Annotated in this window: 17 protein-coding genes and 1 pseudogene; 15 read left to right on the forward strand and 3 right to left on the reverse strand. The window is 61.7% G+C overall.

The features are described 5' to 3' along the window. The first annotated feature begins 18 nt into the window (after positions 1-18). Both V7R84_RS08570 and V7R84_RS08575 read left to right on the forward strand, forming a co-directional pair. Positions 19-2,790 carry a type 2 lanthipeptide synthetase LanM family protein gene (locus V7R84_RS08570; protein ID WP_338567999.1) on the forward strand — a complete coding sequence of 924 codons (2,772 nt, stop codon included), beginning with the start codon at positions 19-21 and terminating at the stop codon, positions 2,788-2,790. Further along, positions 2,787-5,084, forward strand: coding sequence for a cysteine peptidase family C39 domain-containing protein (locus V7R84_RS08575; RefSeq protein WP_338568000.1), 2,298 nt, complete (start codon positions 2,787-2,789; stop codon positions 5,082-5,084). The genes V7R84_RS08570 and V7R84_RS08575 overlap by 4 nt, the downstream gene beginning before the upstream one ends. A 324-nt stretch (positions 5,085-5,408) precedes the next feature. On the opposite strand, the gene V7R84_RS08580 is transcribed toward V7R84_RS08575, so the two are convergent. Further along, positions 5,409-5,795 carry a hypothetical protein gene (locus V7R84_RS08580; protein ID WP_338568002.1) on the reverse strand — a complete coding sequence of 129 codons (387 nt, stop codon included), beginning with the start codon at positions 5,793-5,795 and terminating at the stop codon, positions 5,409-5,411. 73 nt (positions 5,796-5,868) lie between these two features. Between V7R84_RS08580 and V7R84_RS08585 the strand changes: the two genes are divergently transcribed. From V7R84_RS08585 to V7R84_RS08600, 4 genes and pseudogenes are all read left to right on the forward strand, one after another. Beyond that, on the forward strand, positions 5,869-6,693 hold the full coding sequence (locus V7R84_RS08585) for a sensor histidine kinase (protein ID WP_338568004.1): 825 nt from the start codon (positions 5,869-5,871) through the stop codon (positions 6,691-6,693). A 273-nt stretch (positions 6,694-6,966) separates the two neighbouring features. Beyond that, positions 6,967-7,323 (forward strand): hypothetical protein, encoded by a 357-nt coding sequence (locus V7R84_RS08590; protein ID WP_338568006.1) that lies wholly within the window; start codon positions 6,967-6,969, stop codon positions 7,321-7,323. A gap of 186 nt (positions 7,324-7,509) precedes the next feature. Next, positions 7,510-8,932: pseudogene (locus tag V7R84_RS08595) on the forward strand (IS1634 family transposase). Between the two features lie 779 nt (positions 8,933-9,711). Continuing rightward, positions 9,712-11,043 (forward strand): ISL3 family transposase, encoded by a 1,332-nt coding sequence (locus tag V7R84_RS08600; RefSeq protein ID WP_338568008.1) that lies wholly within the window; start codon positions 9,712-9,714, stop codon positions 11,041-11,043. Positions 11,044-11,085: 42 nt separating this feature from the next. On the opposite strand, the gene V7R84_RS08605 is transcribed toward V7R84_RS08600, so the two are convergent. Both V7R84_RS08605 and V7R84_RS08610 read right to left on the reverse strand, forming a co-directional pair. Continuing rightward, positions 11,086-11,394, reverse strand: a complete 309-nt coding sequence (locus V7R84_RS08605) for a transposase family protein (protein WP_338568010.1) — start codon at positions 11,392-11,394, stop codon at positions 11,086-11,088. Continuing rightward, positions 11,387-11,710 carry a hypothetical protein gene (locus tag V7R84_RS08610; RefSeq protein ID WP_338568012.1) on the reverse strand — a complete coding sequence of 108 codons (324 nt, stop codon included), beginning with the start codon at positions 11,708-11,710 and terminating at the stop codon, positions 11,387-11,389. The genes V7R84_RS08605 and V7R84_RS08610 overlap by 8 nt, the downstream gene beginning before the upstream one ends. Before the next feature lie 436 nt (positions 11,711-12,146). On the opposite strand from V7R84_RS08610, the gene V7R84_RS08615 reads away from it, so the two are divergent. From V7R84_RS08615 to V7R84_RS08655, 9 genes are all read left to right on the forward strand, one after another. Beyond that, positions 12,147-12,830 (forward strand): response regulator transcription factor, encoded by a 684-nt coding sequence (locus V7R84_RS08615; RefSeq protein WP_338568014.1) that lies wholly within the window; start codon positions 12,147-12,149, stop codon positions 12,828-12,830. Positions 12,831-13,207: 377 nt separating this feature from the next. Next, positions 13,208-14,287, forward strand: a complete 1,080-nt coding sequence (locus V7R84_RS08620; RefSeq protein WP_338568016.1) for a transaldolase family protein — start codon at positions 13,208-13,210, stop codon at positions 14,285-14,287. A 174-nt stretch (positions 14,288-14,461) separates the two neighbouring features. After that, on the forward strand, positions 14,462-15,457 hold the full coding sequence (gene iolG, locus V7R84_RS08625; protein WP_338568018.1) for an inositol 2-dehydrogenase: 996 nt from the start codon (positions 14,462-14,464) through the stop codon (positions 15,455-15,457). Next, complete coding sequence (locus V7R84_RS08630; protein ID WP_338568020.1) at positions 15,454-16,317, forward strand: sugar phosphate isomerase/epimerase; 864 nt, start codon at positions 15,454-15,456, stop codon at positions 16,315-16,317. Before iolG ends, V7R84_RS08630 begins: the two co-directional genes overlap by 4 nt. 141 nt (positions 16,318-16,458) lie before the next feature. After that, a complete protein-coding gene (locus V7R84_RS08635; RefSeq protein ID WP_338568022.1) occupies positions 16,459-16,815 on the forward strand; it encodes a GntR family transcriptional regulator in 357 nt (118 codons plus the stop codon). Continuing rightward, entirely contained in the window at positions 16,812-17,852 is a 1,041-nt protein-coding gene (locus V7R84_RS08640) for a DUF1648 domain-containing protein (protein ID WP_338568024.1), read from the forward strand. Before V7R84_RS08635 ends, V7R84_RS08640 begins: the two co-directional genes overlap by 4 nt. Before the next feature lie 204 nt (positions 17,853-18,056). Continuing rightward, positions 18,057-18,962 carry an SPFH domain-containing protein gene (locus tag V7R84_RS08645; protein WP_338568026.1) on the forward strand — a complete coding sequence of 302 codons (906 nt, stop codon included), beginning with the start codon at positions 18,057-18,059 and terminating at the stop codon, positions 18,960-18,962. After that, on the forward strand, positions 18,959-19,183 hold the full coding sequence (locus tag V7R84_RS08650) for a toxin-antitoxin system HicB family antitoxin (RefSeq protein WP_338568028.1): 225 nt from the start codon (positions 18,959-18,961) through the stop codon (positions 19,181-19,183). The genes V7R84_RS08645 and V7R84_RS08650 overlap by 4 nt, the downstream gene beginning before the upstream one ends. A gap of 87 nt (positions 19,184-19,270) precedes the next feature. Then, the gene (locus V7R84_RS08655) at positions 19,271-20,302 is read left to right on the forward strand and encodes an aldo/keto reductase (protein WP_338568030.1); all 1,032 of its coding nucleotides are present in this window, start codon (positions 19,271-19,273) and stop codon (positions 20,300-20,302) included. The last annotated feature ends 69 nt before the right edge of the window (positions 20,303-20,371 follow it).

A 20,371-nucleotide genomic window follows, 5' to 3' on the forward strand; every position in this document is an offset into this window, starting at 1 on the left:
TCTTGAGGAGAGCCACCCATGACGACAACCCATTCTACACCGGCCATCCCGTTTTCTGGGATCATTGATTCAGCGCTTGACACCGTCTTCGACCAGACACTCCACCCACTGATTCCCGAGGAAACACTGAAGGGATATGCTTTTCATGCGCTGGAAACCCCACTGGTCTACCTTATGAATGAACGCCGTCTGCAGGGAAAACTCACTGGAAAGACTCCTGAAGAACAGTACCTGCGGTTTGCAGAAGACATACCCGAGGCTCTGAACGCGTTGCAGGAGCGTTTCCCGGAGCACTGGGCACGCTGGGTCGAGATCAGCGCCCGCCTAAGTGGATCACTGAGGGTGATCTTGCGCCATATCACTGAAGATATGCCCGCCATCTCAAGGCTTCTTCACACAGATGGGCGTCCCACTGTCAAGGCCATCAAACCGCTCGGTGACATCCACCCTCAAGGGATTGTGTGTGAGGTGGTCACTTCAGCAGGTGTGATCTACCACAAGCCGCGTCCTGGCGGGAATGAGTTCTTCCTTGCTGCTCTTGACAGGTGGATGTCTGAACGAGCCGGGTATCGCCCGTGGCTAGCTCTCCATTTTCCGGAGGTCATCGACCGCGGTGATCACACGTGGGTAGCCCCTGTACGACCAGAGCCCCTCCCCCACCGTGACGCCGCTATTTACTATTACCGTCGCGCCGGCCAGCTGCTCGGGCTTGCCTATCTGGTAAATCTCACCGACCTACATCACGAGAACATCGTCGCCACGGCAACCCAGCCGGTTCCAGTGGATGTAGAGACGATTATGAGTGTGCCGCCTCGCACTCCGGATAGTCTTCCCGATGCCACTAAAGCTGTTCTGAAACAGACGGCTTCCTCCGCTGCATCCCCAGGTCTCCTGCCGCTCGGCACCACCGTGAAGGAGCTGGGTGGCGACATCAGCGGTTTTGCGGCCAGCACTCTCCGGACGCTCCGGCGGATCCTCGATCGGCAAGGTCGTTCCGATATGCGCTACGTGCGCGCCAGCTTGGAGTTCACTCCTGACACGAACCGTCCTAAGCTGAGCGGCATCCCGGTACCGGCAGCAGAGTACGTTGATGACATCGTCGAAGGTTTCATCACGACCCTGCATATCGCACTAAAATACCGCGATGAACTAGCTGTTTTCATCCAGAAGCACTCACCCGACTTGCACGTGCGAGTGCTAGCTCGCATGACCAATCATTACTCAGCGCTGTTGGCCGGTCTGTCCCGGGTGGGATGCAACACCTCCCCCGAGGCGCTTTTCGACGTGCTGCGCCGAACCGCTTATGGGCTTGCCGAGCCTCTAGTGGCTTCGGAGGAAGCTCAACTGCGCCAATGGGCGGTGCCTCACTTCTGGACCACCGCAGATTCCACGGCAATTCGAGACCCCTGGGGTAAGGACGTGGGTCAGCTCAGAGTCGCCCCGGCTACCCGGACTATCGCAAAGATCAGCTCGCTCACGGAGACGGATATCGAATACCAGGTCTCGCTCATCCGGTTAGCTCTCCAGGACATGGAGCAGGTTGCGCTCCCCTTGCACGGTGGACTTGTCCAGCTCGGGGAGGGCTCATTCGAAAATTTTGCGACCTGCTATTTCGACGCCCTACGCGCCCAGGCCGTCGTCGGCCGGGACGGCAGCGTTAACTGGCCTACCTTGACCATTGATGAAGCGGGCCAACTGTTGATCCAACCCTTGACCGGTGGGCTATACCGGGGTGTCTCTGGGGTGGCGGAACTCTTGGCCATTACTTGTCCTCCAGGGGAAACCTGGCACCAGCTGGCCGAGTCGCTGCTTAACACTCTACGGCTTGAAATTGAATCGTCACTCACCGAAGCAATCCAAGCCTATTATCACGGCCCAGCGAGTCAACTCGCTGCAGCAGGACGGCTGAGTTTAGCTTTCAACCTTGCCGCCCCCTGGCTGCGGCCCTATTTCGAAAAACTCCTCAGCACCTTGTGTGAGGCCGATTCCTCGCGTTCACTGGATCTGCTTGAGGGACCGGCAGGGCACATCGTCGCCCTGCGGAATCAGCCAAGCCAGCACGCTCGAGCAGTCTGCCATCACCTCGGCCATCAGCTGTTGGCGATGACCTCCTGTGGATGGGACTCAAAGGAGGCCTTCCCCTGGAGCCGGAATGCCAGTTTCGCGCACGATTCCGGAGGTGTGGGCACCGCGCTGCTCATTGCGGCCGGTCTGGCAGAAGACCCGGAAATGGTCGATGGCTGGCGTGGCGCCTGGGAGTTTGAGAATACCTTCAAACTCGTTGAGGGCTGGAACGATGCACGCTACCCGGAGACGACATACTCAACGAACTGGTGTCATGGCCTAGCCGGGATTGCTCTGGCACGCATCGTCTGGCTGCAAACCATTCATGGCAGTGCTTTTCTCGAGAGGGTAGTCTCAGCCAGCGAGATCGCCCAGATCCGCAGTGAGCTCGACGAGGCTTCTGGGATTCTCATGCGTGCCCTGCATGATTGTGGATCCCCCAGCCTGTGTCACGGCATCGCGGGCGGTGCCATGGTGCTCGACGCCGCAGGGCGACTGCGCGACCGGCAGGACTGGCGCAAGGTAGCTGACGACCTCGTCACCCGCGCTGGCGCCACACTTTCTCGCTCTCCCTGTACATGGGGCAAGCACGACGTGCGTGACTTCGGCATCATGACCGGGCCAGGCGGTCTAATCCTCGCACGCAGTTTCATCCGCAGTCCGCATGAGGGCCTCGGGCCGCTGCTACCCACCATGGGACCAATTCCAATTGGAGGTACGGCATGAGGATTGTGTTGCAACAGAGCGAGCAGGACTGTCTGTTGGCTTGCTACTCGATGGTTCTCAGCAGCATGGGTTCGCGGGTTTCGCCCGGGGAACTGCGCGACTGGAAACCCCTACCCCCTGACGGCTTGAGCGTCGGTTTCTTACGCCTTCTCAACTCCGAATACGGGTTGACGATGAGCGCCCGCAAGGTAGACCGGAACCAGGTTTCCGATGACAGCCTGCGCAGACTCACTACCCCCGTGATCGCCCATTGGGAGGGGCATCACTTCGTAGTCATCGAAAAGTTCGGACGTCGGCATGTCAGCGTGATCGATCCTGCTCTGGGACGTCTGCGGATAACGTACCAGGATTTCTGGGTTATGTTCACCAATGCTCTGGTGTTCTTGAAACCCTCCGATGACTTCAAGCGACACCATTCAGCGTCATCACTTCATCAACCCTTGCGTGCGCTTTTCCCTGCGAGCGCCGGTGCCCTACTAACCCTGAGCATCATTCTGGCGCAGCTCGTGACACTGGGTGTCACTGCCGGAACCCGGCAGCTAGTCCACCTAGGCCCTCCAGCACCCATCCTGGTTCTCGGAAGCCTAGCGCTGACAGCAACGCTGACAGCCGCCTCATTCACCATCCGCTCCCTTGGACTGCAACGCGGCTCCAACCACTTCGAAAGCACGTACACCAAGCGACTCTTCTCTGGAGTATTCGCACAACGTTTGTCTTATTTCACCACCCAGTCGGTCGGAGCAATCACCGAGAAAATTGGCTTGAGATTCATCCTCAAAAATGCCTTGGTCATGACTATCCTTCCGTCGGTGCTCTCAGTCCTTTCACTTCTTCTCACACTGACCTACCTAGTCTTGGTGTCTCCACCTCTGGCCAGTCTGCTGGTGGCTGGCTCTATCTTCTATTTCTTGGTGAGTCTATTCCTAACACGCCGGCAGATGGAAGCCAGCCAGACCCAGGTGCAGGCACAGGTGCAGATGAGCGGAGAGACCCAAGCGACCCTGACGAACATCGACGCTGTGAAGGCGACTGGCACCGAAGAGCATCACCTGCGACGCTGGATTTCAATGAACCAACGAGTCAATACGGAGTACAACCGTGTCATCCGGTGGAGTACCCTGACAGCAGGCGTACAGACCGGTTATACCACCTGCATGCTGGTGCTCATCGTGGCCACAGGCCTCTGGCTGGTCGGCAGAGGGCAAGTCAGTATCGCCGACATCATCCTATTCCAGACGGGCATGGCGTTATTTACCGGCGCGGTATCCGAAGCTCAAGGCGTGGTGCAGCAAATCGCTAACGTTGCTGTCTACCAGGACAAGCAAGCCGATCTCTTTCATACCTCACCCCACTTCGGGGAATTAATACCCGCAGATGAGGCCGGCAGGATCGAGGCCAGGTCACTCGCCTTCGGCTACCCGGGAAGTGCTTTGGTATGCAACGGTATCGACCTCCAGGCCGCACCTGGCGAGAAAATTGCCGTATTTGGACCATCAGGGGCCGGAAAATCCACCCTGCTGTGTGTACTGCTGGGGCTCAATGACTTCTCTGGCACCCTGAAGGTGGGCGATGCCCATTTCCGGGAAACTACCGGCGTGGTCTTTCCCAAGATGACCTTGGTGGAGGGAACCATACGCGAAAACCTGATGTTGGGGTACGACCATGATGTCAACGATGCAGACCTGTTAGACATCTTGGCGGATGTCAACCTAGGTCAAACCGTGAACCGCCTTCCAGCCAAGCTGGATTCACGCGTCCAAGCGGGTGGCCGTAATTTCTCAACTGGACAGGCACAACGGCTCCTGCTGGCTCGCGCGCTGGTACGAGGACGGCAATTCCTATTTCTCGATGAAGCCGTCAGCAGTCTCGACGAGGACAACCGTCGCCACATTTATAAGCATGTGATCCGCGGAGAACGCTACCGAGACGTCACCATGGTCATGGTAAGCCACGACCCCACAGTCACGGAGTACTGCGAGACAGTTTGGAACATGGCAGACCAGGACTCAATCGATGTGATGCCCACCTCAGGACGCAGGTTCATGTCGGCGGCGGTCACCGCTCCCACACCGCTAGCCGAAAAAACTTTCGATGCACTGCCGCGACGGGCCAAACAGGCGGTAGACAATGCTCCTGAGTTGATGACCTATCCGCAACCACCCCGGCGCTACGAGATCTGGGCGCCTTGCACCCAGGCAGCGGCTGCGCCACGTGTGACGAGCGCCAGGGTTGAGCAACCTGAGCGAGGACGCCCCCAGCAGGCCAAAAGTCTCAAAGACCCTGGTTCACTGTGATTCTCGCAAAGTTTCCCCAGCATCAAGATAGCACTGGATTCCTGGCAGCGGCACGCCAGATCAGCTCTTCCGGCATATGCGCCGGCAAGGAAGGTGGAGTATCATATCATTATCTAATCAGACTCCAGCACACTCCCGGGAAGAAAAAATCAACCAGCAGTTTCGTAAAAACATCAGTCACTCGACTCATCCGAGCTCAACCCTTTAGGAGAGAAAATGTTCATTCGCAAACTGATTACGGTTACCGCAGTCACACTATCTTTAGCACCTCAGATCGAGACTTCCAACATACCTCAAACGGTCGAAGTCACACAGCTCACCACCTCATCTTCCCCAGAGTATCTGTGCCACATTTTCCCTCAGTTCTGCGACCTCTGAGCGCACTACTGTGAGTTCCCGTATCCCCAAAATGGACTGGATACCCAAGAAAACCTGGAAGCGGCAGAGGCCAGACCACGCCTCCCTCATCCCAAGGTGGCTTCGCCTAGGACTATTCTTAGCAGCATTGGTAGGACTGGTTAGCGACGCGACTTCCACTCCCTGGACGCCCGCAAATCTCTGGATTATAATCCAGTTTATTTTATCGTATGCAGCCATTGGCTTGTGTCTGATTTCAATACGGGCATCGCTCATCCTCTGCGCAATGACCATGGGAACGACGTTTACCACCCACCTTCCCTTCTTCCCCATGATAGCGGCGACGGTAATCATGCTGGTGGTATGCGCACTGTCCCGACGTCGCGTAATGGTCATTCACTGGACCCTAGGCCTTGTATGGCTTATCTTGACGACTTTACTCGTGGAGCTCAGGGGAGTCGGAAGCACAATAGCTTTCTGGTGGGGCTCTATCTCGGTGCTCTGCGGCGCCAGTCTGATCGGCCTAGCTCTCCGATACCTTGTGGTAAGGACGGTCAAGATGCGTCGACAACTGGTTGCCATTAGAGCCCGCCAAGAAGAGGTACGCCGCGAAGAACGTCAGCATCTGGCGCGAGAGCTTCACGATGTGGTGGCTCACCACATAACTGTCATCACGATGAACGTCATGGCTCACCGAAACTCTCGAGACCCTGATCTACTCCAGGACATTTTAGGCATCATTGATGACTCCGCTCGCGAAGCACTCTCTGAGTTAAGAGCACTACTAGACGTCCTACGGACAGGAGAAGCCAAGGACCCCAAAGCTTTCGCCGAACAGATAAACAGTACCCCCAGCATAAACGAACAGATTGACCGACATATAGAATCACTAAGAGGATTGGGTTTTACCATAACCTCAACGAACATTGACCCGCGGGTAAAATCACTTCCGTTCTCACTCAGAAACACATGCGCACGCCTGATACAGGAATCAGTTACTAATATCGCCAAACACGCGCACCCGGGAGCGGCCTGCTCTATCACTCTGGCCGTCAAGATGACAGAGGTGCAGGTCAAAATCACAAATTCCCATCCCAAGATCGTCGCTCAACAAAGACTGGGAGGATATGGATTTACCTCTCTCCACGAAAGAGTCATCGCAGTGAACGGCAGCTACTCATCTGAACTTCGCGGCGATCAGTGGGTGGTAGAAGCTCGCATCCCCATTCACAATTCAGATCTTTCGCACTAGGAGGCTTATTCATAGGGGTGTTTTGACTTTCCCCAGCTAGTGCTTTGTCCCGAGGGGGATGTGAGGGCGGCTTGCCCGATCTGAGACAATTCAAGCTGTAGAAACAAGAACCTCAGATAAAAGACAAGCCGCTGCCATGAATGTTACCACGCTCCTTGAGCGTGATCAGATCCTCAACCTGTGTGAACTGATCCACACATCCCATTCCGGAAACCTATCCGGCAGCAGGATCCCGTGTCCTGGGGTTGTTTCGCTGTATCCAGATCCATTTTGTTGACGCTCAGACACAATCTCACCCAGGAATTGCTGGTCGACATCCACACGGTCTCCCAATCCACCATCTCACGAGTGGTGGCTGTCTACACCCCCTTGATCACTGAGGCCCTCCAAGCCTGGGTGCCCGGCGTGGAAGACCTCGACCCAGACCGCCAGTACATCATCGACGGCACCCTTGGTGTTCTGCTGGTCGTGGCACGAGCACCCCTGGGCTGTGACTGGGGCAAACACCACACGGCAGGAGTGAACCTGCAAGTGGCCCGCACCCTAGCCGGACACCTCACCTGGCTCTCCCCACCCCTGCCGGACCGGATCGTCCGGGAACCAGGTCAAGAGCCTGACCCTGGTACCTGACTTGGCTCATGTTTGGTGTTTTTGGGGTTGGAGGGGGTGTTGGCTAGGGGTTTTGGTTGGTGTGGTGTGCACTAATCGGGGGTGTTCTAGCCTGTTGGGGTGAGTCCGTATGTGAGGACGGTGAAGACCGCGTCGGGGGCGACGGCGGTTCAGGTGGTGTGGTCGTCGTCTCGTGGATCGCGGTCGATGGATCACATCGGGTCGGCACACACACCGGAGGATGTTGAGGTGTTGAAAGCGGTGGCGCGGCAGCGCATGATCGCCGCTGGTCAGGATGAACTCGATTTCGGGGACGGGCAGCCACGACGGCGGGCGCTACCGATCCGGCGGTCGCGGGCGGAGCACTTGTGGAATGCTTTGTCGGTCGGGTTTGAACGGCTCGGGTTCGATACCGCCAGTGGTGGTGACGAGGTTTTCAAGCAGTTGGTGCTGGCCGGTTGATCGAGCCGGCCAGCAAGTTGGAGACCTTGCGGGTTCTCGAAGAGATCGGGGTTCGGCCTTGCGGGCTAGGCGACGGTGAAGCGTCGGCTCGCCGTGTATGCCGAGCCGGCGTGGCGGCAGCAGATAGCGTCCGCGTGCGCTTGTCACGTCGGGTTGGGGCCTGCCACCTTGGTGTTGTACGACGTGAGCACGCTCTACTTTGAGACTGATGCTGGGGACGGGTTCCGGGAACCCGGATACAGCAAGGAACGCCGCTTGGAACCCCAGATCACCATCGGGTTGTTGACCGACGCGCGGGGGTTCCCGTTGATGGTGGAAGCGTTCGAGGGTAACCGTGCGGAGACGACCACGATCATCCCGTCGCTCCAGGCGTTCCAGGCCGCTCACGCCCTGCCGGAGATAACGGTGGTGGCTGATGCGGGCATGTTGTCTGACGGGAACCTGCGGGCGTTGTCCGGGGCGGGGTTGCGGTTCATCGTGGGCCAGAAGATCCCCGAGGTCCCCTACATCGTGCGGGAGTGGCTGAAAACCCATTCCGGTCAGCAGCCCCCTTGACGGGCTGATCCTGACTCAACCCTGGTCGAGGGGCCCGGCCGAGGCAGCAGTGACAGAGACGATCTACTACCAGTACCGGGCCGACCGAGCACGCCGTACCCTACGCGGTATCAGCGAGCAGGTCAGCAAGGCCGAACGCGTGGTCGCGGGGAAGAACCCGGTGAAACGGAACCGGTTCATCACCCTCACCGGCGCACAGAAATCGGTGAACCGGGACTTGGAGGCCAAAGCCAAAGCGCTGGCTGGCTGGAAGGGATACATCACGAACCTGGCTGACCCGAGGCCGGAGTACGTGATCGGCGCCTACCACCAGTTGTGGCAGATCGAGAAGTCGTTCCGGATGAGCAAATCCGATCTGAAAGCCCGCCCGATCTACCACCACCTGAAAGACTCGATCGAGGCCCACCTCACCATCGTGTTCGCCGCCCTCGCCGTCGCCCGCTGGTTGGAGGCCACCACCAAAGTCAGCTTGAAGACCCTGGTCAAAACACTACGCCGCTACCGAACCATCGACATCCAAGCCGGCGACGCCATCGTCACCGCTGAAGACCCCATCCCCAACAACCCCCAAACCTGGCTCGACGCCATCCACAACACCCGGGAACGACACTAAATGAGCCAAGTCAGGCCTGACCCTGGTACATCCCTGGGCATCTGGGGTCAGGTCAACCATCCCGGTCAGCTCTTTCGGGACCCGCCCGCCAGCTTCAACGGGGCGGGTCGAGACATGATGCCAGATGTGTTCGTCCACACCTAAGTGGGTGACCCCAGCAAAACGGAATTCATCGTCGGCGGCCGCCGCTAATAGTGGTTTGATCACCGCCCATAACATCCGCCAGCCGCAAGCGAGCTGGCGACGCAGCCCGTTCACGGAGGCGTGTTCCTGGCAGAGCTGACCGATCGCCCACAAAAACGCGCCTTATCAGGCTCCCCTTTTTGGAGTCGTTGAAGAAATACGTCACAAAAATGGCGAGTTCCTCTACGGCGCTTTACGGATTTCCGGTATACCCCTGTTGCACCAGGGTGTAGCAGTCCTGAATGCAAAGCCACCCGGCTAGTGGCATATCTAACGGATTAGGTAATTGCCTTCTTCACAGAGGGGTTTACCCGTATCGTGCTTTTACCGGGACTCCTGCGCGAAGAAAGCTGCCACTTTTCAAGAAATCGATCCCGCGTCCGGGCCTCACACAGCTCTGTTTTGATTTTCTTGTACTCGGCAAGTTGAGCTGCCGCCATTTCCTTGCCCTCGGTTCCGGAACGGGTTTGACGGCTCTTCGTGCCTGAGCGTGGGGTGAGTGTGGATCCGTTGGCGGGTGTGTCGGTGGGGTGATGGTGGGTCGAGGCCCTCAAGAATCGGGGTTACCACACCACTTGATTCCGAGGACCTCGACGATGACCGATTCTACTTCCTGCTGCTGTGTGCCCAGCGGTTACTGCGAGCGCTGCGACCTTCTGCTGGGCCTGCCTGGGCTTCACGTGGTCGGTGTCCAGCGCGACGACGCGGGGCTTCGGGTTGAGGTCGAATCCGTCCGGCCGGAGGTGATGGGCTGCCCCGCCTGCGGGGTCATCGCGCATGCGCATGGCCGGCAGAGGGTGGAGTTGATTGATGCGCCGTGTTTCACTGTGCCGGTGAGGCTGTGGTGGCGGAAACGACGCTGGTTGTGTCCCGAGCCGATGCCTCCGGTGACCTCGTTCATGGAGCAAGACCCCGACATCGCGCGGCCCAGAGCGTTGCTCACCGCGCGGGCGACGTCGTGGGCGATCGGGCAGATGCGGCGGGAGAACGCCTCGGTTCAGGGGATGGCCCGGCAGCTCGGCTGCACTTGGAGGACCCTGTGGCGAGCGGTCAAGCCGATCCTTGAAGCCGCCGCCGGCGACGAGAAGCGCTTCGCTGGCGTCACCTCACTGGGCGTCGACGAACACATCTGGCATCACGTCTCCGCCAAGCCCGTCGACCAGGGCGGCCGCGGCCCGAAGGAGTTCACCGGCATGGTCGATCTCACCCGCGACAAGGACGGACGCGTCCGGGCCCGGCTCCTGGACCTGGTCCCGGGCCGCTCCAGTGAGGCCTACACGTCGTGGCTGCGTGACCGCGGTGACACGTTCCGAAAAGGCGTCGAGATCGCCACCTTGGACCCATTCCACGGCTACAGATGCGCCATCGACGACCAGTTGGACCACACCATCGCGGTGCTCGACGCCTTCCACGTGGTCAGGCTCGGCACAGCCGCGGTCGATGAGGTCCGCCGCCGGGTCCAGCAGGACATCCACGGCCACCGCGGCCGCAGAGATGATCCGCTGTATCGGATCCGCAACCTACTGCGTGCCGGGAAAGAGCATCTCACCAACCGGCAGAAGACCCGCCTGGAGACCGCATTCACCATCGACGACCGACACGTCGAAGTCGAGGTCGCCTGGCACTGCACCCAACAGCTCCGCTCGGTCTATCACCAGTCGAGTCACGCCGACGGCCGCAGGGTCGCGGAGAAGATCCTTGCCTCGTTCCCGTCGTGTCCGATCCCGGAGATCGCCCGCCTCGGCCGGACGCTAAACCGGTGGCGAGACGCGTTCCTGGGCTACTTCACCACCAGCGGCGCCAACAACGGCGGAACCGAAGCCATCAACGGGTTAATCGAACTCCACCGCCGCATCGCCCGAGGTTTCCCTAACCCCGACAACTACCGCCTCAGAACGCTCCTCACCGGCAACGGTCTACAACTATAACCCCACACTCAAGTACGAAAAGCCGCTTTTTGGAAGGCTTATTCATGGAGTGTAGGCGAAGATGAGTCCGGTGATGGCTTGTATTGTGGTTTCGAAGGTGTTGTAGGGGCGGCGGTAATCGGTGTGTAGGACACGCCAGGTTGTGACGTTCGCGATAACACATTCGATGAGGTAGCGGACACGGTTGATGGTCGTGTTGTTTCTCCTGTCGGTGTCGGTGAGTTCACCATGGACGGGTTTCTTCACGGGGGTGATCATCCCCAAACCGATATAGCACTTGTCCCCACTATGCATCGTGGCATCAAGTGCCTCAAGGAATCTGGATTCCTTGATGGCCTTCGCATCATGCACACTGCCTGCTGATGGTTCTGGGGATCCAGGCGAGCTGTCCGGCTAGGGTGCGGGCCACTTGCAGGTTCACTCCTGCCGTGTGGTGTTTGCCCCAGTCACAGCCCAGGGGTGCTCGTGCCACGACCAGCAGAACACCAAGGGTGCCGTCGATGATGTACTGGCGGTCTGGGTCGAGGTCTTCCACGCCGGGCACCCAGGCTTGGAGGGCCTCAGTGATCAAGGGGGTGTAGACAGCCACCACTCGTGAGATGGTGGATTGGGAGACCGTGTGGATGTCGACCAGCAATTCCTGGGTGAGATTGTGTCTGAGCGTCAACAAAATGGATCTGGATACAGCGAAACAACCCCAGGACACGGGATCCTGCTGCCGGATAGGTTTCCGGAATGGGATGTGTGGATCAGTTCACACAGGTTGAGGATCTGATCACGCTCAAGGAGCGTGGTAACATTCATGGCAGCGGCTTGTCTTTTATCTGAGGTTCTTGTTTCTACAGCTTGAATTGTCTCAGATCGGGCAAGCCGCCCTCACATCCCCCTCGGGACAAAGCACTAGCTGGGGAAAGTCAAAACACCCCTATGAATAAGCCTCATGGCATAGATCGTACCTCACGTGTTCGATTGAACCTGTTTTAGTCGCTGCCCTCGAAACGCCTAGCACTCCAACCGACCCAAACCCTCTCCGACAAGCATAAAAACCTCCAGCAACCCCAAAATCAGCCACAAATAGCATGGGCAGGTGGTAATCTATCACCATGGCAGGTATCTCTGTTCTAGTGGTTGATGACCAGCCACTCATGCTCTATGCCATGAAGACCCTCCTCGATAACGAGGATGGCATCTCAGTAGTAGGGACGGCCGAGGATGGTCAGGCAGCAGTTGAACAGGCCCATGCGCTCGTCCCAGACCTAGTTCTGATGGATCTCAAAATGCCCCGCCTGAACGGGGTCGAAGCCACGCGAAGGATCGTCGCAGAGTTGCCTGGCATCAGGGTGTTGGTGATCACGATGTTTTCTACGCTAGACCATGTTGTCCCCGCCCTCCGGGCAGGAGCCTCAGGGTATCTGGTCAAGGACGCCCGCGCTGAGGAGATCCTTGCCGCCATTCATGGCAGCATGACCGACAACCTGCCGCTGTCTCCCGGCATCGTGCGCCTCCTGGCTCAGCAGGTGATCGGCGGCGTCCACGACCCGAAGGCCGTCTCTGCGTCAGCCGCGACGGAGGTGGGCCTGGCGCCCCGCGAGATTTCCGTCCTGCAGCTCCTGGGACGGGGACTCAGCAACCGTGAAATCGCCAGGGAAATGCACATCTCCGAAGGCTCCGTCAAGGCCTACCTGGCCAATGCCTGCACGAAACTCGGCGTCCGCGACCGGCTCCAGGCCCTGATCCGGGGATTCGAGTTGGGCATCGTCAGTCCCCGGCTCTCCATGGAGGACTAGGGTTTTCACCCTGGGCAGAGAACAAAACCCCTAGCGATCATGCCTCCCGTAGCCTGCACGCCACCCCTTGGGGTTCACGGCATAGCTCCATCATCCAGCCAGGCGAGGCACAGCGTTATTCGGGGGCAAGGAGACACCCCAGCGGGATTGCGCAAGCCGCGGCGCGTCGTGCCGGCACGCAAGGTGAAGCGCAAGTCAGGCTAATTATGGGCACCAATCCTGCGCTGGAGGGTTCTCGGCCTGTGTTGTTCACATCCCGATGCCTAAACCGATCGATTTGTCATTACAAGCGCTTGACTTGGTGTTGCCATTGGGGTTGACTTGGTTCGACGACGGCGATGACGCTGCCGCGACCCCCGAGAAGGAGCCTGAAGTTCATGACTGACATCGAGTACACGCCAGGACCTCTCCTGGACGCCGCCCGCAACACCCCGACGGCGCTCTGGAACGATTCCTCCGATCTGGACGAGCTACGCCAGTCCATCTCGTACGGCGGCGTCGGCGCCACCTGCAACCCGGTCATCGCCTACACCACCATCAAGAAGCACCTCGATGTGTGGGCGCCGCGCATCCAGGCCATCGCCGACGCGAACCCCACCTGGGGCGAGTCCGAGATCGGCTGGAAGGCCGTCAAGGACATGTCGCAGGAAGCCGCGAAGCTCCTGGAGCCCATCTTCGACGAGCACAAGGGACGCAACGGTCGCCTGTCGGTGCAGACCGACCCGCGTTTCCACCGCGACGCCAAGAAACTCGCCGACCAGGCCGAGGAGTTCCACAACCTGGCCCGCAACATCGTGGTGAAGATCCCCGCCACCAAGACCGGCCTCGAGGCCATCGAGGACGCCACCTCCCGCGGCGTCTCGATCAACGTCACCGTGTCCTTCTCCGTGCCGCAGGCCGTGCAGGCCGCCGAGGCCATCGAACGCGGCCTGAAGGCCCGCGAGGCCGCCGGGCACGACACCTCCGAGATGGGGCCGGTCGTCACGATCATGGTGGGTCGTCTCGACGACTGGCTGAAACACGTCGTCGCCCGCGACGGCATCTTCATCGACCCGTCGGCCCTCGACTGGGCGGGCATCGCCGCCATGAAGCGCGCCTACCAGATCTTCCAGGAGCGCGGCTACCGCGCCCGCGTGCTCGCAGCCGCTTTCCGCAACGTCAATCAGTGGGCCGAGTTCGTCGGCGGCGACGTGGTGGTCTCCCCACCCTTCAAGTGGCAGAAGATCATCGCCGACTCCGACTACACCACCCGCGAACGCATCGCCGACCCCGTCGACCCGCACTACATCGCCGAGCTGGAACGCATCCCGGACTTCGTCCGCGCCTACGAGCCCGACGGCATGACCATCGAGGAGTTCGAGGAGTTCGGCCCCACCCGCAAGACGCTGCGCCAGTTCCTGGCCGCCGACGCGGACCTCGACGCCCTGGTGCGCGACATCATCGTCCCCGCGCCCTGACCCGGTCCCCGAGACAATCCGGTTTGCTGGCCTTGTACCCGGTTTGCTGGACCTGTTGCTGTTTGCCTGCGCTGTAGCGCAGGCAAACGTGAATACGCCCAGCAAATCGGCATTAGAGCCAGCAAATCGGCCCCCCACGCCCAGCGGGCATCTCACTCCCAGGAAGGAAACCCCATGCTGCGCATCGCAGTGATAGGCGCGGGTCGCATCGGCAAGGTCCATGCCGCCACCGTCGCCGCCCATCCCCAGGCCCGGCTCGTGCTGGTCTGCGACCCGTTCATCGAGGCCGCGAAGGCCCTCGCCGAACCTCTCGGGGCACGCGCCTCCACCGACGCCGCCGAGGCCTTCTCCGCCGACGACGTGGACGCGGTTGTCATCGGTTCTCCCACTCCTCTGCACGCCGAGCACGTCCTGGCGGCCGCCCGCGCAGGCAAGGCCGCGCTGTGTGAGAAGCCGGTCGCGTCCTCCGTTGAGGCGGCCCGCGCCCTCGCCGACGAGCTCGCGACCTTCGAGCACCCGCCGGTGATGGTTGGTTTCCAGCGCCGCTACGACCCCTCCATCGCGAAGGCCCAGCGGCTCGCCGCCGACGGGCGGATCGGGCGCGTCGAACAGCTCACCATCATCTCTCGCGACCCTGCCCCGCCGTCGGCAGAGTACCTGGCGCAGTCGGGGGGTGTGTTCAAGGACATGACCATCCACGACTTCGACGAGGCCCGGTTCTTCCTGGGTGAGATCGTCTCCGTCAACACCATCGGACAGAAACTCGACCCGGCGCTGGCCGACGTCGACGACTTCGACGGCGCCGTCACGACTCTGCGGGCCGCCAGCGGCGCGGTCGCGATCATCAAGAACACCCGCCACTGCGCCAGCGGCTACGACCAGAAGGTGGAGGTCTTCGGATCCGAGGGTGAACTGGTGACCGAGAACCTGCGTTCCACGTCGCTGATCATCAACGACGCCAAGGGGTCGGCCACCCAGGAGGTCTACCTCGACTTCTTCCTGGAGCGTTACGCCGACGCCTACCGCGACGAACTCACGGCCTTCATCGACGCCGTGAACAACGGCTCCCCCGTGACCCCGACCGTCGAGGACGGCGTGGCCGCGCTGGTACTGGCCGAGGCCGCAGAACGTTCCGCCCGCAGCGGACAGACCGTGGAGGTGACGAAATGAAAATCGCAGGAGCCCCGATCTCGTGGGGCGTGTGTGAAGTGCCGGGCTGGGGGTTCCAGATGAACCCCGACCGGGTGCTCTCCGAGATGGTGGAGCTGGGCTTGACGGCCACGGAGTTCGGCCCGCAGGGCTGGCTGCCCGTCGAACCGGAGGCACGCGCAGCAGCGGTGAAGGCGCACGGCCTGACCCCCGTGGGCGCGTTCTTCCTGGCCGTGATGCACGACCCCGACCACGACCCGATCCCCGCCGTCAAGGCGGAGCTGGAGGCGTTCCGCGTAGCGGGCGGGTCGGTGCTGGTGCTGGCCTGCGACTCGGGTCGCGAGGGCTACGACGACCGTCCCGTCCTCGACGAACAGGGCTGGGCGACGCTGTACCGCAACCTGGACCGGATCGCCGAGGTGTGTGCCGCCTCCGGTGTGACCGCGTGCGTGCACCCGCACTGGGGCACCATGATCCAGAACGCCGACGAGGTGGAGCGGATCCTCGACGAGACCGGCGTCGGGCTGTGCCTCGACACGGGACACATGATGGCAGGCGGCGCGGACCCGGTGGACATCGTGCGCCGCCACCCGGAGCGGGTCGCGATCGTGCACGCGAAGGACGTCCACAAGGAGCTCGCCGACAAGCTCCTGACCGGGGAACTCACCTGGAGCGAGGGCATCAGGGCCGAGATGTTCGCGCCCATCGGGGACGGCGACGTGGACTTCGCCACCATCGTCTCCCTGCTGAACGAGGTGGGCTTCGACGGCTACTGGGTGCTGGAGCAGGACATCATGCTCGACGAGGATCCCGCCCCCGGCGAGGGTCCCATCCACAATGCCCGCACGTCCTTCGAGGCGCTGAAGTCCTTGGCTGGCTGAACGCCTCACTCCTTTTCCACATGGGTTGAGCCGGGTCACTTTCTCGTGGCGGCCCGGCTCAATCCGTTTCACCATGTCCAGACCGGGTGGCCCGTTCCGCAGCCTGTTGTCCGGCCATATATTTCTAGTTAACATAGAAATATGCTGTGGCGGGTCAACCCTTCGTCGCCCACTCCGCTCTTCGAGCAGGTGGCGGCCTCCGTGCGGCGGGCCATCGCGGACGGAGGCCTCCAGCCCAAGGAACGCCTGCCTTCCGCGAAAGAGGTGGCGGCGGCCCTCGGCATCAACATGCACACCGTGCTGCGCGCCTATCAGCTGCTGCGGGATGAGGGACTCATCGAGTTGCGCAAGGGGCGCGGAGCGGTCGTGCTCGCGACGACGCCAGGATTCTCCCGACTCAGCGACCTGATCACCCAGACGCTGACGGAGAGCAACCGGCTCGGGATCCCGCTGGACGACCTCGTCCACATGTTCCGGGAAAGGACTGCATCACGATGACCACACACAACACCGGATCCGCCCTCCCCCCGCGACGCCCGTCGTCGCTTCGACGCCGCGCGATCCTCATTCCCATGGTCGTCGCCGCCTGTTTCTCCGCCGGTTCAGCCCTAGCCGTCTGGATGATCCGTGACGACCTGCCCACGCAGATCGCTGTGCATTGGGGAGCCAATGGCAGGGCGGACGGCTTCACCGATCTGGCCGGGGTCATCGCGACGGGAACGGCCTTGTCCCTGCTCCTGCCACTCGGCATGATCGGACTCGGAGCAGTACTCCGGGAGGAGCACCGGATGAGTGGCGTCGCAGCCGGGCTGGGCTCCTTCGTCGCCACCCTGATGGCCCTGGTCGTACACGCGCAACGCGGCTCCGCCTCCACTGGCGAAGCATCGCCCGGCCTCGGCCTGGGAGTGGGCGCCGGGGTGGGAATCGGCGTCGGACTACTCACCTGGCTCGTCACCCGCGCCCCACGGGGAGAAGCCGTGGCGCTGACCGCCCCGCTGCACGACGGAACGAGCCAGCCCGAGACGGGCGATCGGATCGCCTGGACCGGTCGCACCACCACGGGCAGGATGATCTGGATCGTTCTTCCCATCCTGCTGGTACCCGCCGGATCGATGGCCGTCATTTTCGCGGCACAGGGACACTGGAGCGCCGCTGTCGTCGCGTTGGCACTTGCCGTCCTTGGCGTGGCCTCGACGCTGGCCATCCACTCACGGGTGATCATCGACTTCCGCGGGATCAGGGTGGTCGGCCTCGGCACTGTCCGCTGGGTCAGCCTTCCGTTGAGCGCTCTGGATGGCGCAACATCGACCACGGCATACCCCCTGGGCGATTTCGGCGGTTGGGGACGCCGCGTCTCCCTCGACGGCACGACGGATGGTTTCGTCACCGCCGAGGGCCCGGCTCTCCGCATCACCCGGGTGGAGGGAAAACCCCTGGTGATCACCGTCAGGGATGCCGAGACCGCGGCAACGGTGCTCAACACCCTCATCCAACGCAGAACGGTCACGTCCACACCTCGGGAAACGAGGATGTAACGGCCACCGAGGAGGTCGTCGACACCGCTGCGTCACACGCCCTGCCCTCAACCTCTCAGGACGCTACGAGAGCGTTCCGCCCGGGGCATCGAATTTTCCCCTGAACCCTTCCAGAACATGCGGCTTCACGCCACGGTCTCGTCGCGCCCAACAGGCGGGCCTAAAAATCTGATATCATTTTGACATCATCAGGAAGGATTCGACATGACCACCAACGTTCCGCTTCCCTCCACCCCGGATGTCGACGTGCAGGAGCGCCGCGCCTGGACCATGCCCGCCCCCGTCGGCCTGCTGGGAATCGTCGTGGCCGCCGGACTGATCGCCCTGGGCGTCCAGCAGTCCATCATCAAGAATCTGCCCCTGGGGCCGATCCTCATCGGGATCGGCGCCCTTGCAGTGGCCGTCCTCGCCTCCGGGGTGTGCATGCTCAGTCCCGGTGAAGCGAAGGTGCTGGAATTCCTCGGCTCCTACGTGGGCACCGTCCGCAAACCCGGCCTGTGGTTCGTGGTCCCGTGCGTCGTCCAGAAGAAGATCTCGGTCAAGGTCCACAACTTCGAGACCCACGAGTTGAAGGTCAACGACGCCGACGGCAACCCGATCAACATCGCCGCCATCGTCGTGTGGCAGGTGGCCGACACCGCCCAGGCCAAGTACGCCGTCGAGGACCACATCGACTTCGTGCGCGTCCAGTCCGAGGCAGCGCTGCGGCACATCGCGATGAGCCACCCCTACGACAACCAAAACACCGCGATCACGCTGCGCGGCGACACCGAGGTGATCGCCAAGGAGATGGCCAACGAGGTGGCGGCGCGAATCGCACTGGCCGGACTGCGCGTCGTCGAGACCCGGATCTCGTCGCTGGCCTACGCCTCCGAGATCGCACAGGCGATGCTGCAGCGCCAGCAGGCCGCCGCCATCATCGCGGCCCGCGAGAAGATCGTCGAGGGCGCGGTCTCCATGGTCCAGGACGCCCTCACCCAGCTCGAGGCCGCCGACGTCGTGGTCCTCGACGATGAGCGCCGAGCCGCGATGGTCTCCAACCTCCTGGTGGTGCTGTGCGGCGACTCGCGGGCGACACCCATAGTCAACACGGGGTCGCTGTATCAGTGACCCCGAGGTCCGCGGATCGGCCGGAGCGCAAACAGCTGCTGCTCCGGCTCGATCCATCCGTGCACACGGCCCTGGCACGCTGGGCCTCGGACGACCTGCGGTCGGTGAACGCACAGATCGAATACCTGCTCCGAGACGCCCTGAAGCGGACCGGCCGCCTGCCGGGCGACGCCGCCCCCATGCGCCGCCCAGGCCGTCCTCCGAAATCGGAACCCGACTGACGCGCCCCTCCCCGCACCAGATCTGCTTCCTGGTCGCGCAGGAGTTCACCCGCGTAGGATCGAAACAGGCAGAGGAAAGGGGAAGATGTGGAACGCAGGCGAATGGGCAGCAGCGGGGTTTCGGTCTCGACTCTGACACTGGGAACGATGACCTTCGGCGCGGAATCCCCAGCTGAGGAATCCTTGGCGATGCTGGACACCTACGTGGAGGCGGGCGGCAACTTCATCGACACCGCCGACGTCTACGCCGATGGCGTTTCCGAGGAGATCGTCGGCGAGTGGTTCCGCTCCCGACCGCAGGAGATCACCCGGGAGATGGTGCTGGCGACGAAGGGACGTTTCCCCACCTCGGCGCTCGGCGGGTCACTCGGGGCGTCGCGGCGACACCTGCGCCGCGCCCTGACCGAGAGCCTGCGCCGTTTGCGGGTCGATCACATCGACCTCTATATCGTGCACTCCTGGGATCCCATCACTCCGGTCGAGGAAACCATGGACTTCCTGGACCAGGCGATTAGCGACGGCCTGATCGGCTACGGAGGCATCTCCAACTACCTGGGATGGCAGATCCAGCGTGCCGTGCGGGCCTGCGACGTGCGGGGGTTGCGCCGCCCCGTCATGCTGCAGCCCTCGTATTCGCTGCTGCGCCGCGAGGCCGAGTGGGAGATGTTGCCCTCGGCTGCCGATGCGGAACTGGGTGTGATGGCGTGGTCACCGCTGGCGGGCGGCTGGCTGACAGGCAAGTACTCCCGGGACGACACCCCGACGGGCGCCACCCGGCTGGGTGAAAACCCGCAGCGCGGCATCGAGGCCTACGACCGGATCGCCCGCGACGAGCGCACGTGGGACATCCTCGACGCCCTCCGGCAGATCGCCGACGACAACGACACCACCCCGGCGAATGTCGCGTTGGCCTGGGTGGTCGCGCAGCCCGGCATCACCACCGCGATCCTGGGCGCCCGGACCGTCGAACAGTTGCGGGCGAACCTGGCCGCGGCGTCGGTCACCCTCGCACCGGACCAGCTGGCGGAGCTGACCTCCGTCTCCACCCCTCAGACGGGTCCGTGGCCGTACGGTCCCGATGGCGTGACCCAGCGGTCGCGAGGCGAGGATGAGGGGTAAGGCCAGGACAAGGCCACAAAGAAAACGCCAATAACCACTCGTCAGTCCCCTGACTCATACCGACGGACG

Source organism: Arachnia propionica (genome assembly GCF_037055325.1).
In the GTDB taxonomy this organism is placed as follows: Bacteria; Actinomycetota; Actinomycetes; order Propionibacteriales; family Propionibacteriaceae; genus Arachnia.

Coding starts and splice junctions, on each gene's coding strand:
- V7R84_RS08570 (WP_338567999.1), top strand. CDS start 19: ATGACGACAACCCATTCTACACCGGCCATCCCGTTTTCTGGGATCATT.
- V7R84_RS08575 (WP_338568000.1), top strand. CDS start 2,787: ATGAGGATTGTGTTGCAACAGAGCGAGCAGGACTGTCTGTTGGCTTGC.
- V7R84_RS08580 (WP_338568002.1), bottom strand. CDS start 5,795: ATGATTACCGTCGCCGCTATCATGGGGAAGAAGGGAAGGTGGGTGGTA.
- V7R84_RS08600 (WP_338568008.1), top strand. CDS start 9,712: ATGACCGATTCTACTTCCTGCTGCTGTGTGCCCAGCGGTTACTGCGAG.
- V7R84_RS08615 (WP_338568014.1), top strand. CDS start 12,147: ATGGCAGGTATCTCTGTTCTAGTGGTTGATGACCAGCCACTCATGCTC.
- V7R84_RS08620 (WP_338568016.1), top strand. CDS start 13,208: ATGACTGACATCGAGTACACGCCAGGACCTCTCCTGGACGCCGCCCGC.
- iolG (WP_338568018.1), top strand. CDS start 14,462: ATGCTGCGCATCGCAGTGATAGGCGCGGGTCGCATCGGCAAGGTCCAT.
- V7R84_RS08630 (WP_338568020.1), top strand. CDS start 15,454: ATGAAAATCGCAGGAGCCCCGATCTCGTGGGGCGTGTGTGAAGTGCCG.
- V7R84_RS08635 (WP_338568022.1), top strand. CDS start 16,459: ATGCTGTGGCGGGTCAACCCTTCGTCGCCCACTCCGCTCTTCGAGCAG.
- V7R84_RS08640 (WP_338568024.1), top strand. CDS start 16,812: ATGACCACACACAACACCGGATCCGCCCTCCCCCCGCGACGCCCGTCG.
- V7R84_RS08645 (WP_338568026.1), top strand. CDS start 18,057: ATGACCACCAACGTTCCGCTTCCCTCCACCCCGGATGTCGACGTGCAG.